General features: G+C 70.3%; 14 protein-coding genes. 7 read left to right on the top strand and 7 right to left on the bottom strand.

Features of this window, described 5'->3' with window-relative positions; genetic code table 11:
- Positions 1 to 35 precede the first annotated feature (35 nt).
- Complete coding sequence (locus ADK65_RS26715; protein WP_053673761.1) at positions 36 to 1,895, top strand: cellulase family glycosylhydrolase; 1,860 nt, start codon at positions 36 to 38, stop codon at positions 1,893 to 1,895.
- On the opposite strand, the gene ADK65_RS26710 is transcribed toward ADK65_RS26715, so the two are convergent.
- Positions 1,888 to 3,144 (bottom strand): YncE family protein, encoded by a 1,257-nt coding sequence (locus tag ADK65_RS26710; RefSeq protein WP_053673431.1) that lies wholly within the window; start codon positions 3,142 to 3,144, stop codon positions 1,888 to 1,890. The genes ADK65_RS26715 and ADK65_RS26710 overlap by 8 nt on opposite strands.
- A 195-nt stretch (positions 3,145 to 3,339) precedes the next feature.
- Here ADK65_RS26710 and ADK65_RS26705 point away from each other — a divergent pair, with 195 nt between their 5' ends.
- Positions 3,340 to 3,999 (top strand): TetR/AcrR family transcriptional regulator, encoded by a 660-nt coding sequence (locus ADK65_RS26705; RefSeq protein ID WP_053673429.1) that lies wholly within the window; start codon positions 3,340 to 3,342, stop codon positions 3,997 to 3,999.
- Positions 3,996 to 5,009, top strand: a complete 1,014-nt coding sequence (locus ADK65_RS26700; protein ID WP_234352967.1) for a CU044_5270 family protein — start codon at positions 3,996 to 3,998, stop codon at positions 5,007 to 5,009. The genes ADK65_RS26705 and ADK65_RS26700 overlap by 4 nt, the downstream gene beginning before the upstream one ends.
- An 81-nt stretch (positions 5,010 to 5,090) precedes the next feature.
- On the opposite strand, the gene ADK65_RS26695 is transcribed toward ADK65_RS26700, so the two are convergent.
- Positions 5,091 to 5,453, bottom strand: coding sequence for a nuclear transport factor 2 family protein (locus ADK65_RS26695; protein ID WP_053673425.1), 363 nt, complete (start codon positions 5,451 to 5,453; stop codon positions 5,091 to 5,093).
- 198 nt (positions 5,454 to 5,651) lie between these two features.
- Positions 5,652 to 7,406 carry an ABC transporter ATP-binding protein gene (locus ADK65_RS26690; protein WP_053673423.1) on the bottom strand — a complete coding sequence of 585 codons (1,755 nt, stop codon included), beginning with the start codon at positions 7,404 to 7,406 and terminating at the stop codon, positions 5,652 to 5,654.
- Between the two features lie 169 nt (positions 7,407 to 7,575).
- Between ADK65_RS26690 and ADK65_RS26685 the strand changes: the two genes are divergently transcribed.
- The 4 genes from ADK65_RS26685 to ADK65_RS26670 all read left to right on the top strand — a co-directional run bounded on the left by ADK65_RS26685 (position 7,576) and on the right by ADK65_RS26670 (position 11,183).
- Entirely contained in the window at positions 7,576 to 8,664 is a 1,089-nt protein-coding gene (locus tag ADK65_RS26685; RefSeq protein WP_053673421.1) for an S-(hydroxymethyl)mycothiol dehydrogenase, read from the top strand.
- The gene (locus ADK65_RS26680; protein ID WP_053673419.1) at positions 8,664 to 9,293 is read left to right on the top strand and encodes an MBL fold metallo-hydrolase; all 630 of its coding nucleotides are present in this window, start codon (positions 8,664 to 8,666) and stop codon (positions 9,291 to 9,293) included. The genes ADK65_RS26685 and ADK65_RS26680 overlap by 1 nt, the downstream gene beginning before the upstream one ends.
- A gap of 91 nt (positions 9,294 to 9,384) precedes the next feature.
- A complete protein-coding gene (locus tag ADK65_RS26675; protein ID WP_053673417.1) occupies positions 9,385 to 10,299 on the top strand; it encodes an SDR family oxidoreductase in 915 nt (304 codons plus the stop codon).
- A gap of 188 nt (positions 10,300 to 10,487) precedes the next feature.
- Positions 10,488 to 11,183 carry a L,D-transpeptidase family protein gene (locus ADK65_RS26670; protein ID WP_053673415.1) on the top strand — a complete coding sequence of 232 codons (696 nt, stop codon included), beginning with the start codon at positions 10,488 to 10,490 and terminating at the stop codon, positions 11,181 to 11,183.
- A 32-nt stretch (positions 11,184 to 11,215) separates the two neighbouring features.
- On the opposite strand, the gene ADK65_RS26665 is transcribed toward ADK65_RS26670, so the two are convergent.
- From ADK65_RS26665 to ADK65_RS26650, 4 genes are read right to left on the bottom strand one after another with little or no spacing between them, the layout of a single operon-like run.
- On the bottom strand, positions 11,216 to 12,415 hold the full coding sequence (locus tag ADK65_RS26665; protein WP_053673413.1) for a Gfo/Idh/MocA family protein: 1,200 nt from the start codon (positions 12,413 to 12,415) through the stop codon (positions 11,216 to 11,218).
- A gap of 14 nt (positions 12,416 to 12,429) precedes the next feature.
- A complete protein-coding gene (locus ADK65_RS26660; protein WP_053673411.1) occupies positions 12,430 to 13,779 on the bottom strand; it encodes an ABC transporter substrate-binding protein in 1,350 nt (449 codons plus the stop codon).
- A 10-nt stretch (positions 13,780 to 13,789) separates the two neighbouring features.
- On the bottom strand, positions 13,790 to 14,707 hold the full coding sequence (locus tag ADK65_RS26655; RefSeq protein ID WP_053673409.1) for a carbohydrate ABC transporter permease: 918 nt from the start codon (positions 14,705 to 14,707) through the stop codon (positions 13,790 to 13,792).
- 17 nt (positions 14,708 to 14,724) lie between these two features.
- Positions 14,725 to 15,690: a carbohydrate ABC transporter permease gene (locus ADK65_RS26650; RefSeq protein ID WP_053673407.1), complete on the bottom strand. Its 966-nt coding sequence runs from the start codon at positions 15,688 to 15,690 to the stop codon at positions 14,725 to 14,727.
- Between the last annotated feature and the right edge of the window lie 10 nt (positions 15,691 to 15,700).

Raw genomic sequence — 15,700 nt, 5'->3', positions numbered from 1 at the left:
TGACGGTGTCCTGATATCGCCGGACTGTAGTGGACATGCCGACTATCCGAGCACGTCTGCTGGTTGTCCTGGCTGTCCTCTTCGGCTCCGTCTCGGTGGCGGGTGTCCCGCCGGCCACCGCCGTACCCCCGTCCGGCTCCCTCTGGTTCGACGATCCCGCCGTCACCGTGAAGAACGGCCGCTTCACCGACGCCCACGGGCGCGAGATCGTGCTGCGCGGCTACAACGTCTCCGGCGAGACCAAGCTCGCGGAGAACAAGGGCCTGCCCTTCGCCTCGGTCGCCGACGCCCGTAAGTCGGCGACCGCGCTGCGCGCCCTCGGCGGCGGCAACACCGTCCGCTTCCTGCTTTCCTGGGCCTACGCCGAGCCCGAGCGCGGCCAGGTGGACACCGCCTACCTGGCCGCCGCCACCGACCAGATGAAGGCCTTCCTCGACGCCGGCATCCGCGTCTACCCCGACTTCCACCAGGACCTCTACTCCCGGCACCTCTTCGACAGCGACAGCTGGTACACCGGCGACGGCGCCCCCCGGTGGGCCGTGGACGCCGGGAACTACCCGGACGAGTCCTGCGGGATCTGCCTCTTCTGGGGACAGAACATCACCCAGAACGAAGCCGTGAAGCGTGCCTCGTACGACTTCTGGCACAACGCGCACGGCGTGCAGGACGCCTTCCTCGCCACCGCCGAGGAGACCATGCGGTACGTGCAGCAGCACCTGAGCGCGGACCAGTTCAAGGGCATCGCGGGCTTCGATCCCTACAACGAACCGCACGCGGGCGTCTACGACTCCGGGCAGACCAGCCGCGCCTGGGAGCGGGATGTGCTCTGGCCGTTCTACGAGAAGTTCCGGGCCCGCATGGACACGGCCGGGTGGCGTGACAAGCCGGCGTTCGTCGAGCCGAACCTCTTCTGGAACGCCAACATCGACTTCCAGAAGCAGGAGGGCGGCCTGCTGGACGCCGGAGCCCTGGGACCGCGCTACGTCTTCAACACCCACTTCTACGATCAGAAGGCCATCTCCGGCGTCTTCATGTGGGGCAAGGCGGCCGACGGCCAGTACGCGGGCGACTTCCGCACCGTCCGCGACCGGGCCGCCGCCGCCCGGACGGCCGCCGTGGTCAGCGAGTTCGGGCACCCGCTCGCCGGCAACGTCTCAGACAAGGCGCCGACCGTCCTCAAGGCGATGTACCAGGCACTCGACTCACGCCTCAAAGGCGCCGACTGGTGGTCCGACCCGGCGGCCTCGGGCCCCGTGCTCTCCGGCTCCCAGTGGCAGTGGGACATCTACAACGGCCGTCACCGCGAGCTGATGAACGGCAACCCCGACAAGGTGCTCACCGCCGGCGACGCCTGGAACGACGAGGACCTGTCCGCCGTGCGCCTCGACGACGCGGGCAAGCCCGTGCTGCGCCAGGACGCCCGGCTCCTGGACCGTCTCTATCCGAGTGCCACCGCGGGGGAGACCGTCGGCTTCACCTACGAGGACCGCTCCCGGGACGGCTCGGCGACCCTGACCTGGAACCCGGTGCCCGGCGCCCTGCCGAACGTGCAGCGGCTGGTGGGGTCCGGTCAGTACGGGCTGCTGCTGTGGCGCTCGAACGGCGGCCCGGCGCCCACCGAGATGCACCTGCCGGCGAGCTTCCCGACCGCGTCCACCACGGTCGTCTCCGACCTGGGCACGGTCCACGGCCCACCGGCCTACACCGCGACGACCCCGGTCGCAGTGGCACAGGAGCCCGGCGGCACCGGAAGCCGCCGCCTGCTGCTCACCGCGCCGGACCCGGGCGTCCTGCACTACGCGCTGGTGACCAACGGGGCGACGGCTCCTTCGGCGGACCTGCTCGCCGCGGCGCGCTCCGAACTGACGGCCTGGGCGGCGAAGGAGGTCAACTAGCGGACGGGCTCGTCCAGTCGGCCGCGACATGGCCGAGCCGGACGCGCTGCGGGTGGTCACCGACCGGCACCGAGACGACCTTCTTCCCGGAGGCGAAGTCGATCGCGGTGACCTGGTCGGTGCCGCTCTCGGAGACCACGCAGGACTTGCCGTCACCGCTGACCGTGGCCCAGTAGGGCTTGGCGGCGGTGACGAGCGGGCCCTCCTGGAGGGTGGCGCGGTCGACGACGGTGGCGTAGTCGTCCATCGTGCCCGCGACGCACAGCTTGCGCCCGTCCGGGCTCATCGAGATGCCGTGGTGGCGCGAGTCGTTGACGAAGGTCGTGCGGTCGTCGCTGGTCGCCGGGTTCTTCGGCAGGGTCTTGGTGCGGGTGATCTTCTCGGTGGTGACGTCGTACTCGAAGAAGCCGTTGAAGAACGAGACCTGGAAGTACAGCTTCGACTCGTCCGGCGAGAAGACGGCCGGGCGGACCGCGTCGGAGTAGTCCTTGAGGCCGAGCGCGTCCAGCTGCGGGCGCATGTCGATGACCTTGACCTGCTCGAACGTCTTCGCGTCGACGACGGTGATGCGCCGGTCGCCTTTGGTCCAGTCCAGCCACGGAGCGTCGGTCTGCGTGTTCACGTCGCCGATCGCCATGTTGTAGATGTACTTGCCGTCCTGGGTGAAGATGTTCTCGTGCGGCTTGTCGCCGGTGCCGAACCTGCCCAGCTCCTTTCCGGAGACGATGTCCAGCACGTGCACGGTGTTGGAGGTCGACGCCGACACCGCCACCCGCTTGCCGTCGGGGGAGACCGCCATGTGGTCGGAACGGTAACCGGAGACCGGGAAGCGCCAGTTGAGCTTGCCGGAGGCGAGGTCGATCGAGACGACGTCGGCGAAGCTCGGCCGGGAGACCACCACCGACGTCCCGTCCGGCGTGGAGTACATGTCGTCGACGAACTGGTCGTGACCCTCGCCGACGCTGTTGCGGATCGCCATGAAGTAGATCCACTTGATGGGGTCGGCGTTGATCGCCGCCATCCGCTCGTCCTTGTCGGGGATGACGTTGATCCGGCCGATCTTCGCGAAGTCACCGCTGGAGCGGATGACGTCGGCGGTGCCGTCCCAGTTGTTGCCCACGAACAGCACCTCGCGCAGCGCGGCGGAGGAGCCCGGAGCGGCCGCGGTGGCGGCGGTCGCTGGAGCGGTGACGGTCAGGGCCAGGGCCGCGGCTACGGAGCACAGGTGCCGGCGTCGGAAGACGGGCATGACGGCTCCCCTCTCTGCTGTGGGGTCGCTGCTGGGGGCGAGCAAGGTGAGTGGGACATGCCAAACAGGGGCGCGTGGGAAAACTGAACACGCATGCTTTCAGAGTCAACTTACTGCAAAGTAAGGAAGGGGTGCCCTTCTCCACAAGACCGCGTGCACGACAAAATCGGTGTTCGAACGAGGAAGGGAGAGCCGGTGCCGGGCAGACTCAGAGCGCCGACCGGCCGCTACGGCGGCAAGACGGCCGAGGAGCGGCAGGCCGAGCGCCGCCGGCGGTTCCTCGACGCCGCGCTCCGGCTGTTCGGCGACACCCCCGGCTTCCGCTCCACCACGGTCGCGGCCCTCAGCGAGACGGCGGGGCTGTCCACCCGGCAGTTCTACGAGGAGTTCCGCACCCTCGAGGACGTGCTCGCCGCACTGCACCTCCAGGTCAACGGCTGGGCCGAGGCCGCGGTGCTGGAGGCGGCCGCGGGCGCGGCCGACCTGCCCCTCGCGGAACGCGCCACAGCCATCTTCCGCGCCTACGCCGGGAACGTCACCGCCGATCCGCGCCGGATCCGCATCACCTTCGTCGAGATCATCGGCGTCAGCCCGCGCCTGGAGGAGCAGCGGCTCGCGCGCCGGGCCGGCTGGGTGGACCTCATCTGCGCCGAGGCCGAGGCAGCCGCCGCGCGAGGCGAGGCCGCACCCCGCGACTACCGCCTGCCGGCGACGGCCTTCATCGGCAGCGTCAACGGCCTGCTGCACGACTGGAGCGCCGGCTGGGTCGACGCCACGCTCGAGGAGGTCGTCGACGAACTGGTCCGGCAGCTGCTGGGGATCCTGTGGCCGCCGGGGTGGGAACCGGAAGGGTGACGGAGGCTGCTGCTCTGGACCGACGCCAGCACGGCGACGGCCCCCTGGACCACAACGCCGAGCGCCGGCTGCGGCAACTGCTGCGGGACCGGCCGGATCGGGTCCCCGGCCGGCTGCGGGACCGGCTGCCGCCGATGCCCGGCCGCTCCCGCTCGCGGTCCCGAGCGGCGTGGGGGCCGCGCCTGGCCTGGGGGCTGGTCGCCGGCGCCGTCGTCGCGGCCCTGACCCTCACCTTCGTGCTGAGCGGCCCGAGCACCGCACCCGCGGTCGCCGCGCCCCGACCCCTGGTGATCGAGTCGGGCTCCCCACCCGTACCCCTGGACCGGCTGGCCGAGCGCGCGGCGGACGAGGCGGCGGCCGGCGGCCCGCCCCGCCTGCGCAAGGGCACGCACGTGCAGTCCTGGAGCCTTGGGATGTCGGAGGACAAGCCCCCGATCACCCTGCCGCAGGAGCGCATCGTGCGCTGGCGGCCCGACGGCAGCCACACCGAACTCGTCGTCGCGACCGACCCGAGACACCCGGGCAGGCCGGTCCTGTCCGACGAGGGCGGCACACCGCGGCTCGTCGACGACCGCCACGTCCTGCTCGACCGGACGTACCCGCCGAGCTGGAGCGACGCCCCGCCCCAGTCGCCCCCGCCCCACGACCCCGCGAAGCTGCGCGCCTACCTGACGGAGTCGCAGTTCACCGACACGCCGCTGACCACGCCCGAGCTGCTCGACGCCACCGCGACGCTGCTGGACCACTGGACCCTCGGCGCACGCGAGAGCGCGGCGCTCGCCCGGCTCCTGGCCACGGAAGAGGGGCTGCGCCCCGCCGGCCAGGTGACCGACCGGCTGGGCCGCCGCGGCCAGGCCTATGTCAGCGACTCCCGCGGCATCCGCCGCATGCTGATCATGGACCCGGCCACCGGTGCCGTCCTCGGGCTGGAGAGCACCCTCACGGCCCCGGAGCCCGCGTTCGGCGTGAAAAGGGGCGACGTCATGTCGTACAGCGCCTGGATGCGCTGATCACACCGGCGCGACGCCGAGCTGCCGGGCGGCGGCCTCCGGACAGCAGCCGGGCGCCGTGCCCGCCCAGTCAGGCGCCTGTCACTCGTCCCAGGCCTGGACCAGCGTCTGCTCGGCGATTTTGCCGTCGCGCAGCCCGATCATCGACTCGGACAGCACGCGCACCCCGTCCGCGTACTGGCAGCTCTCGCTGTAGGCGGCCTCGTCGCCCTGGATGACGCACCGCTCCAGCTTGTGCGACATGTCGCGGCTGTAGACGTCCTCCAGCATCCGCCCGATTTCCTCCCGGCCGTTCAGGACCTTGGGGTGGCTGGGCTGGGTCGTGTGGTCCACGATGCGCAGTTCGGCGTCGTCGGCGTAGAGGGAGAGCAGGATGTCCGGATCCCCTTCCACGCCTTGGCGCAGGGTGTCCCGGTCGAAGGCGGGGTCTGCCGCGGTTCCCATGATGACCTCCTTCGAAGGGCCGCGGCCCTTCGGGAGCGGGCCGCGAAAGGCCTCTCCTGTCGAGCGTCCTCCCGCCCGGCGGGCTCGGCAAGCGCAGCGCGGACACGGGGCCTGACGGCCGAGCGGAGCCGCCCGCCCGGGCCCGCCGGCCCCGACGTGCTGTCACCACCGTTGGTCTCGCCGACCTCACGCCCGGCCTCAGTCCGCCGTGGCGAGGAACTGCGTCGCCGCCAGCTCGGCGTACAGCGGATCGGCCGTCACGAGCTCACGATGGGTACCGACGGCCCGGACCCGGCCCGCGTCCATCACCACGATCCGGTCGGCCATCGTCACCGTGGACAGCCGGTGCGCCACGACGAGGACGGTGGTCGTCCGCGCCACGTCCGCGACGGTGTCGCGCAGCGCCGCCTCGTTCACCGCGTCCAGCTGCGAGGTCGCCTCGTCGAGCAGCAGCAGCCGGGGGCGGCGCAGCAGCGCACGGGCGATGGCGACGCGCTGGCGCTCACCGCCGGACAGTTTGGTGCCGCGGTGCCCGACCAGCGTGTCGAGACCGCCGGGCAGCCGGGCCACCAGGCCGTCGAGACGGGTCGTCTTCAGGACCCGCGCGAGGGCGTCCTCGTCCGCCTCCGGATTGCCCAGCAGGAGGTTGTCCCGCAGGGAGCCCGACAGGACCGGCGCGTCCTGCTCCACGTAGCCGATCGCGGCCCGCAGGTGGGGCAGCTCCCAGTCGTTCAGGTCCCGCCCGTCCAGGGTGATCACGCCGGACTCCGGGTCGTAGAACCGCTCGATCAGCGAGAAGACGGTGGTCTTGCCGGCGCCGGACGGGCCGACGAACGCCGTCATGCCCTGTGCGGGCACCGTGAACGTCACCCCGTGGTGGACGTGGGGCAGGTCGTCGGCGTAGCGGAAGCGGACGTCGTCGAAGGCGAGGGCGGCGGGCCGCGCGCCGGGGGAGGGCAGCGGCGCTGCGTCGGCGGCCGGTTCGGCGGGCAGGCGCAGCGCCTCCTCGATGCGGGTGAGGGCCGCGGCGCCCGTCTGGTACTGGGTGATCGCGCCGACGACCTGCTGGATCGGCGACATCAGGTAGAAGACGAACAGCAGGAACGCCACCAGGGTGCCCACGTCGATCGCGCCGGTCGCGACCCGTGCGCCGCCCACCGCGAGCACCGTGATGAAGGCGATCTGCAGGGACAGCCCCGCCGTGTTCCCGGCGGCGGCCGACCACTTGGCGGCCCGCACGCTCTGCCGCCACGACTCCTGCGCCGCCTCGTGCAGCGTCCGCTCCTCCCGGTGCTCCGCGCCGGACGCCTTCACGGTGCGCAGGGCGCCGAGGATCCGCTCCAGCGAGGCCCCCATGACCCCCACCGCGTCCTGCGCCTGCCGGCTCGCCCGGTTGATGCGCGGCACGATCACCCCGAGCACCAACCCCGCGCCCAGGATCACGGCCAGGGTGACGCCCAGCAGCACCGCGTCCACCAGGCCCATCATCACGATCGTCGCCATGAGCGTGAGCCCACCCGTGCCCAGGCCGACCAGCGAGTCGGTGGTGACCGCGCGCAGCAGGGTGGTGTCGGAGGTGATGCGGGCCATCAGATCCCCGGGCTCGCTGCGGTCCACGGCCGTGATCCGCAGCCGCAGCAGGTACGACGACAGGGCGCGCCGCGCGCCGAGCACCACCGACTCGGCGGTACGGGTCAGCACGTACGAACCCAGTGCGCCCAGCGCCGCGTTGGCCACGACCAGGGCCGACATGGCCAGCACGGCGCCGGTGATGGCCCGGTCGTGCGACAGGTCGTCGACGAGGTCCCGCGCCACCAGCGGCAGCAGCAGCCCGGTGGCCCCGGTGACCAGGGACAGCAGCGCGCCGGCGAACAGGGACCGGCGATGCGGCCGTACGTACCCGAGGAGCTGCCGCCAGGCAGGGGCGGCCGTCTCGGTCTCTGCGATGCTCACGGCGCTCCCTCGGCCTCGGCGGAGCGTTCAGGCTACGTCGCAGGCGCCCCCGCGGCCTGCCCCTTTCGCGTCTTCGCGTGCGGAGCGGGCGGCCGATCCGCGCCCCTTACCGATCAGTCGCGCGTAGGGTCGGAGGGGAACGGACCCCGGCCACGAAGGAGTCAGCACCATGGCCCAGGAAGTACGCGGCGTGATCGCACCCGGCAAGGACGAGCCGGTGCGGATCGAGACGGTCGTGGTGCCCGACCCGGGACCGGGTGAGGCCGTGGTGCGGGTGCAGGCCTGCGGGGTGTGCCACACCGACCTGCACTACAAGCAGGGCGGCATCAACGACGAGTTCCCGTTCCTGCTGGGCCACGAGGCCGCGGGCGTGGTCGAGGCGGTCGGGGCCGGTGTCACCGATGTCGAGCCCGGTGACTTCGTGATCCTCAACTGGCGTGCGGTGTGCGGGAAGTGCCGGGCCTGTCTGCGCGGGCGGCCCTGGTACTGCTTCGACACGCACAACGCGCGGCAGAAGATGACCCTCGCCTCGACCGGCCAGGAGCTGTCCCCCGCCCTGGGCATCGGCGCCTTCGCCGAGAAGACGCTGGTCGCGGCCGGCCAGTGCACCAAGGTCGACCCGCGCGTGGCCCCGCAGGTGGCAGGGCTGCTGGGCTGCGGTGTGATGGCCGGGATCGGCGCCGCGATCAACACCGGGAACGTAGGCCGGGGCGACTCGGTCGCCGTCATCGGCTGCGGCGGCGTCGGCGACGCGGCCATCGCCGGATCGCAGCTGGCCGGAGCGGCGACGATCATCGCCGTCGACGTCGACGACCGGAAGCTGGAGACCGCCCGTTCCATGGGCGCCACGCACACCGTCAACTCGCGCGAGAACGACCCGGTCGAGGCGATCCGCGAGCTCACCGGCGGCTTCGGCGCCGACGTCGTCATCGAGGCCGTCGGCCGCCCGGAGACGTACGAGCAGGCCTTCTACGCCCGTGACCTCGCCGGCACGGTCGTCCTGGTCGGCGTCCCCACACCCCAGATGAAGCTCGAACTGCCCCTGCTCGACGTCTTCGGCCGCGGCGGAGCTCTGAAGTCGAGCTGGTACGGCGACTGCCTGCCCTCCCGGGACTTCCCCATGCTGATCGACCTGCACCTGCAGGGGCGCCTGGACCTCGGCGCGTTCGTCACGGAGACCATCCAGCTCGACGAGGTGGAGAAGGCCTTCGAGCGGATGCACCACGGCGACGTGCTGCGCTCGGTGGTGGTGCTGTGATGACCACGCGCATCGAACACCTCGTCACCTCCGGGCAGTTCAGCCTCGACGGCGGCACCTGGGACGTCGACAACAACGTGTGGATCGTCGGCGACGACCACGAGGCGATCGTCATCGACGCCGCCCACGATGCCGACGCCATCGCCGAGGCCGTCGGAGACCGGCGGCTCACCGCCATCGTGTGCACGCACGCCCACAACGACCACATCGACGCCGCCCCCGCCCTCGCCGAGCGCACCGGCGCCACCATCTGGCTGCACCATGACGACCTGCCGCTGTGGAAGCAGACCCACCCGGACCGCGAGCCCGACGCCTGGCTGGTCGACGGCCAGACGATCGAGGCCGGCGGCGCCGACCTCAGGGTCCTGCACACTCCGGGGCACGCGCCCGGCGCCGTCTGCCTCTACGACCCGGGACTGGGCACCGTCTTCACCGGCGACACCCTCTTCCAGGGCGGCCCAGGCGCCACCGGCCGTTCCTTCTCGCACTTCCCGACGATCATCGACTCGATCCGCGACCGGCTGCTCACCCTGCCGCCGGAGACGACGGTCCGCACCGGACACGGCGACTCCACGACCATCGGCGCGGAGGCCCCGCACCTGGAGGAATGGATCACTCGGGGCCACTGACCGCGACTCGCCGTCAAAAGGCGACAGAAGATGTCCGGCTTACCCGTCACGCTGAAGGCAGCCAAGCAGTCACCGTCACGGGAGGCCGGACATGTCAGCTCCGTTGCAGGACAAGGTCGCACTGGTCGCGGGTGCGACCCGGGGCGCAGGGCGCGGGATCGCGGTGGAACTCGGTGCGGCCGGTGCCACGGTCTACGTCACCGGCCGCACCACCCGCGCCCGCCGCTCGGAGTACGACCGGCCGGAGACCATCGAGGACACCGCCGACCTGGTCACCGCAGCCGGCGGCAACGGCATCGCCGTCCCCGCCGACCACCTCGACCGGGCGCAGGTCAAGGCGCTGGTGGACCGGATCGCGGACGAGCAGGGCCGCCTCGACGTCCTCGTCAACGACATCTGGGGCGGCGAGAAGCTCTTCGAGTGGGACGCCCCCCTCTGGGAGCACGACCTCGACAACGGCCTGCGCCTGCTCAGGCTCGCCGTGGAGACACACGCCGTCACCAGCCACCACGCCCTGCCCCTGCTGCTGCGCAACCCCGGCGGCCTGGTCGTCGAGGTCACCGACGGCACCGCCGACTACAACGCCGAGAACTACCGGGTGAACTTCTTCTACGACCTCGCCAAGGCCTCCGTGCTGCGCATGGCCTTCGCCCTCGGTCACGAACTCGGCCCGCGCGGTGCCACTGCCGTCGCCCTCACACCCGGCTGGCTGCGCTCGGAGCTGATGCTGGACGGATTCGGAGTGCGGGAGGAGAACTGGCGCGACGCCCTGAAGAGCGTCCCGCACTTCGCCATCTCCGAGAGCCCGCGCTACGTGGGCCGGGCCGTGGCCGCACTCGCCGCCGACCCGGACGTCGCGCGCTGGAACGGGCAGTCCCTCTCCAGCGGCGGACTCGCCCAGGCCTACGGCTTCACCGACCTCGACGGCAGCCGTCCGGACGCCTGGCGCTACCTGGTGGAGGTCCAGGACGCGGGGAAGCCGGCGGACACGACCGGCTATCGCTGACGGAGCCCCCCGAAAAGTCCCGAAAAGCCAGTTGTCAGTAATGCCCCACCGTGCGCATCTATGTCCACCTCCGTGCCGGTGGGGTATGTCACTGTTCGGTCCCAGCACACCCGACCGCACAACCACAACCGCTCTCCGTCCGTCTAGCTGGCAGACATCACAGACCCGTTTTCGCGAAAGGGCCAGCCATGGGGGACGTACGCAGACGGAGCGCCGTCGCACTGGGGATCACCGGTCTGGTGGCACCGCTCACACTCGCGCTCGGCGCCGCACCGGCCCAGGCCGCGAGCTGCACCACACAGGCCGGCCCGTACCAGAAGCAGGTCGAGAAGTTCCTCGGCCGCCCGGTCGACGGCAAGCAGTCCGCCGCCGACTGCAAGGCGATCAAGGCCTTCCAGACCAAGCACGGCATCACCCCGAACATCGGCTACGCCGGCTCGGTCACCTGGGGCGTGATGGACCTGATGCAGAAGCAGAAGGCCGTCGGCAAGACCCCCAACAAGGACGGCAAGTGCCCGGTGAACAAGGGCCGGATCGCCTGTGTGAACCTCACGCTCCAGCTCAGCTGGATCCAGGACGGCGAGAAGCTCGTCTACGGCCCCGTCCCGGTCCGCACCGGCCGCGACGGGTACGAGACCCGCACCGGCCTGAAGAAGATCTACTGGCGCGACATCGACCACGTCTCGTCCATCTACCACGTGCCGATGCCCTACTCGCAGTTCTTCGACGGCGGCCAGGCCTTCCACTCGGTGGGTGTCAGCATGTGGAACCCGCCGGGCTCGCACGGCTGCACCAACATGACCAAGACCGACGCCAAGAAGTACTGGTCGCTGCTGAAGAACGGCGACGACGTCTTCGTCTACGGCCGCAAGCCGGGCACCTGATCGCAGGTCCCCCGGCTCGCGGCCGTCGCCCCCTACTGCGGCGCGTCGCCGAAGTCCGGGATCTCCAGCCTCGCCCCGCCCTGCCGCGCCGACTCGTGCGCGATGATGCCCGGCAGGGTGTAGCGGGCCGCCACCCAGGCGTTCACCGACGGCAGCGTGCGGTCGTTGACCGCGGTCACGAAGTCGTCGACCAGGAAGTGGTGGCTGCCCTCGTGGCCGTTGTGGAGGTGGTCGAACTCCCTCGGCAGCCGCGCCCGGTCGTGCACGGGCGCCGACCCGGAGGTGAAGGCGGCCCGCAGCTCCGGCGCGATGTGCCGCAGCGAGGGGTCGTCGGGCGCCATGGTGGGCTTGGGCTCCAGCAGTTCGCTGATGTCCTTCACCCCCTGCTTGTCCTGCCAGAGGGCGACCGTGGCGAGCTGCTCCATGCTCGCCTCGGTGCCGAAGAACCGGAAGCGCGATTCCCGTATGTGCGAGGGGTAGCCGACCCGCCGGAACTCGTTCGTGCGGAACGATCCGCCGCCCGCCACCTCGAACAGCGCGGTGGCGTTGGAGACGTCGTTGCCGAACTGGCTGACGTCCTTGTCGAAGACGCCATCGCCCCGGTCGTCGACGACACCGATCGCCGACACACTCACCGCGTGCGTCTTCCAGGCGCCCAGGACCCCGCCGACCGCGTGCGTCGGGTACAGCAGCGGGGGATAGCTGGCGGTCGCCTTCCAGTTCTCGCCGCCGCTGTACTGGTAGGCCTCGTAGAACCCGAGGTCCATGTCGTGGACGTAGTCGCCCTCGGCGTAGAAGAGCCGCCCGAAGGCGCCCTCGGCGATCTGGTTGCGGGCGTGGACCGTGGCCGGGTTGTACTCGCTGGTCTCGCCCATCATGTAGGTCAGCCCCGTGGCCTTGACCGCGTCGATGATCGCCGCGATCTCCTCCGTGCTGATCGCCATGGGGACAGCGGAGTAGACGTGCTTGCCGGCGTTGAGGCCCTGGAGCACCAGCGGCCCGTGCGTCCAGCGCTGGGTGAAGATCGCGACGGCGTCGACGTCCTCCGACTCCAGCATGGCCTGGTACGAGGGGAAGGTGCCGGCGAGCCCCTGGGCGGCGGCGAGCTGCTCGGCCCTTTCCGGCAGCAGGTCCGTGACGTAGACGTCGCCGACGCCGGGGTGTGCCTGGAACAGCGTGGCGAACTGGCCGGAGAACTGGCCGGCGCCGACGATGCCGATGGAGAAGGTCATGGAGCGCGCGTCCTTCACTGGGAGAGGATGAGGTTGATCTGGTCGTTGGTCTGATCGAGGCTGCTCACGGGCTTTCCATTGCCGTAGATGTCCTCCATCGCGGGAGCCATCAGCGCTGTCATGTCCGCCGAGTAGCTGGCGATCGGATACGAGAAGGTCCGGAAGTCCTTCTTGTCGGCCACGGGTTCGGTGAAGGACGAGACGTCGATGCCCTTCTTCCGGTAGGCGGCGACGGCGGCATCGGTGCCGGCCTTCGTCGCGGGGAAGACGACGCCGTACCTGCCGACGACGGTCTGGCACCGGTCGGAGGCCAGATAGGCCACCCACTTCTTGGCGCCTTCCTTGTTCTTGGATGCCTTGGTGACGGAGTCGGCGAGGCCGTTCATCATGGTGGCGCGCTTGCCGGTGGGGCCGACCGGCGTCAGGGCGCTCTTGATGGCCTTGCCCTTGAACCCCGCGTACGTACTGATCATCCAGGCCCCGTCGAACGCGGTGGCCGCCTTGCCCGCCGCCACCTGGGTGTTCGCCTGGTTGGACTGGACGTTGTAGTCGGACAGTGGAGGCATGTAGCCCTTCTTCGCCAGGCCGAAGTACCACTTGACGACCGACTGGAAGGTCTTGCTGTCGTACTGGTACTTCGTGCCCCAGCGCGGCTTGTCGAGGTAACTCCACCCGGCGGAGGCGGCGAAGTTGCTCCACTGCGTCTGGCCGTCGCCGAAACCGCCGCCGTTGCTGGCCAGGCCGTACACCTTGACGCGGTTCTTGTCGAAGCCCGGTTCGTCACCCCGTTTGCCGTTCCGGTCGATCGTGAGGTGGGCGATGGCCTTCTCGAAGCTGCCACCGTCCTCCGGGTTCCAGGACAGGCCGTTGAGCTGCTCGGCGGTGACACCGGCCTGCTCGGTCATCTTCGAGTTGTAGAAAAGCGAGACGGTGTCCCAGTCCTTCGGGGCGCCGTAGCGGTGACCGTCCTTGCCGATCCAGTTGGCGGCGAGTCCCGGCTGGTAGTCCGCGTTGTCGATGCCGAGGTCGTCGAGTGGTTCAAGGACCTTGAGGTCGGCGAACTGGCCGAAGTTCTGAATGTGGTCGGTGAACACGTCCGGCTGGGTGCCCGCGATGAATCCGGCGGTGAGCTTGGTCCAGTAGTCGCTCCAGCCCAACTGCGTGATCTTCACGTTCAGTCCGGGGTTCTCCTTCTCGAAGCCCTTCGCGCAGGCCTGGTAGGCGGGCAGCTGGTTGGCGTCCCACAGCCAGTACGTGACGGTGTGCGCGGAGGATCCGGCGGCGCCTGTCTGCGCGCATCCGCTGATCAGGGACAGCGCCAGCGCTCCGGTCGCCGCGGCGAGCGGACGAAGTCGAATTCGCATCACAGTCCCCTTACTTGATCCCGGTGAAGCCGATGGAGCTGACGATGCGGCGGGCGAAGCAGGCGAACAGCACCAGCATCGGCAGCGCGGCGATCAGCGTCGCCGCCATGAGCCCGGACCAGTCGACGCCGGTCGCCGGGGTCTGCGCCCGGAAGACCGCGAGTGCCACGGTGAGCACGCGCGAGCTGTCGCTGTAGGAGACCATCAGCGGCCAGAAGTAGTCGTTCCAGGAGGTGATGTACGTCAGCACGGCCAGCGTGATGATGGGTGTCGACGCCATCGGCAGGACCACCCGGAAGAAGATCTTGATCTTCCCGGCGCCGTCGAGCAGCGCTGCCTCCTCGACCTCCTTCGGGATGTTCATGAAGAACTGGCGCAGGAAGAACACCGCGAACGGCGTCATGAACATGGTGGGCAGCGCGATGCCCAGGAGCGTGTCGATCAGGTGCAGCTGCTTGATGAGCACGAAGTTCGGCAGCAGCGTGAAGATGGCCGGCACCATCATCCCGGCCAGGAACAGCCCGAAGACCTTGTCCCTGCCCCGCCAGCGCAGCCGGGAGAAGGCGTAGGCGGCCATCGCGGAGAAGAAGATCTGGCATCCGGTGATCAGGGTGGACACCAGCACGGAGTTGAGCAGGTAGCGCCAGAAGTCCAGCCCACCGCCCGCGCCGCCCTGCGCGACGGCCTCCTCGGCCGACTGCAGGCCGAGCGCCCGTTCGAAGCCGCTGGTGGTGAGGTCCACCGGCAGGGGGTTGGTGGGGTCGGCGCCGAGGCCCGCGTTGGTGGACAGCGCGGTGCGCAGGATCCAGTAGAACGGCAGCAGGGTGATGAGGACGATCAGTCCCATCACGGTCCAGGCGGCGGCCCGCCCGAAGGAGAACCCGCGCCGCACCGGTCGTACGGTCGTCGTGGTCGTCACGGCAGCCATGAGGTGTCTCCCTTCCGTCAGCCGAGGTCGGTCCGGCCGGCCCGGGTGAGCCGGTACTGCAGGACGGTGATCGCGCTCAGCACGACGAGCAGGGCGACGGACATGGCCGAGGCGTAGCCGAACTGGAAGCGGCCGAATGCGGAGCCGTAGATGTAGTACTGCAGGACGTTGGTCGCGTTCGCCGGACCGCCGGCGGTGGTCACCGCGACCGTGTCGAACACCTGGAACGACCCGATCACCGTCATGATCAGCACGACCGCGAGCACCGGCCGCAGCAGCGGCATGGTGATCCGCCAGAACATCCGCCACTCGCTCGCGCCGTCCACCCGGGCCGCCTCGTACATGTCGTTCGGGATCGCCTGGAGGCCCGCGAAGAGCAGCAGGGCGGTGTACCCCACGTGCCGCCACACGTTGATGAGCGCGATCGTCGGGATGGCCCAGGTCTCGTCCGCGAGGAAGGGGATGCGGTCCACCCCGAGGCCGCTGATGATCTCGTTGCCGATGCCGAGCTGGGTGTCGAGGATCCACAGCCAGACCAGACCGGCCACGACGTTCGACATCAGATACGGCGTCAGCACGATCCCGCGCAGCATCGCCGACTGGGTCAGCCGCTGGAGCAGGACGGCGATGGCGAGCGCCGCGACCGTCTGGACGCCGATGTTGATGACGACGTACTCGACGGTGACCCACAGGGAGTCCCAGAAGATGGGGTCGTGGACCATGCGGACGTAGTTGTCCAGGCCCACCCACTCCGCGGGCGTCAGCAGATTGAAGCGGGTGAAGCTCAGATAGACGCCCCGCAGCGTCGGCCAGAGCAGGAACACCAGGAAACCGAGCAGCGCCGGCGCGATGAAGACCGCGGCCAGCCGCCCGTCCCCCCGGTCCTCGCCGGACACCCCCTGGCGCGGCCCGGTCCTGCTGCGGGCCTCCGCCGCGCCGCCCGAGGGCAGACGCGACGGAGGACTGCTGGAGGCGATGGTCATCGGGAGACTC

Source organism: Streptomyces sp. NRRL B-1140, assembly GCF_001280065.1.
Lineage (GTDB): Bacteria > Actinomycetota > Actinomycetes > Streptomycetales > Streptomycetaceae > Streptomyces.
Note: the sequence above shows the minus strand (reverse complement) of the source record. Positions and strands in the feature narration are given on the sequence as shown.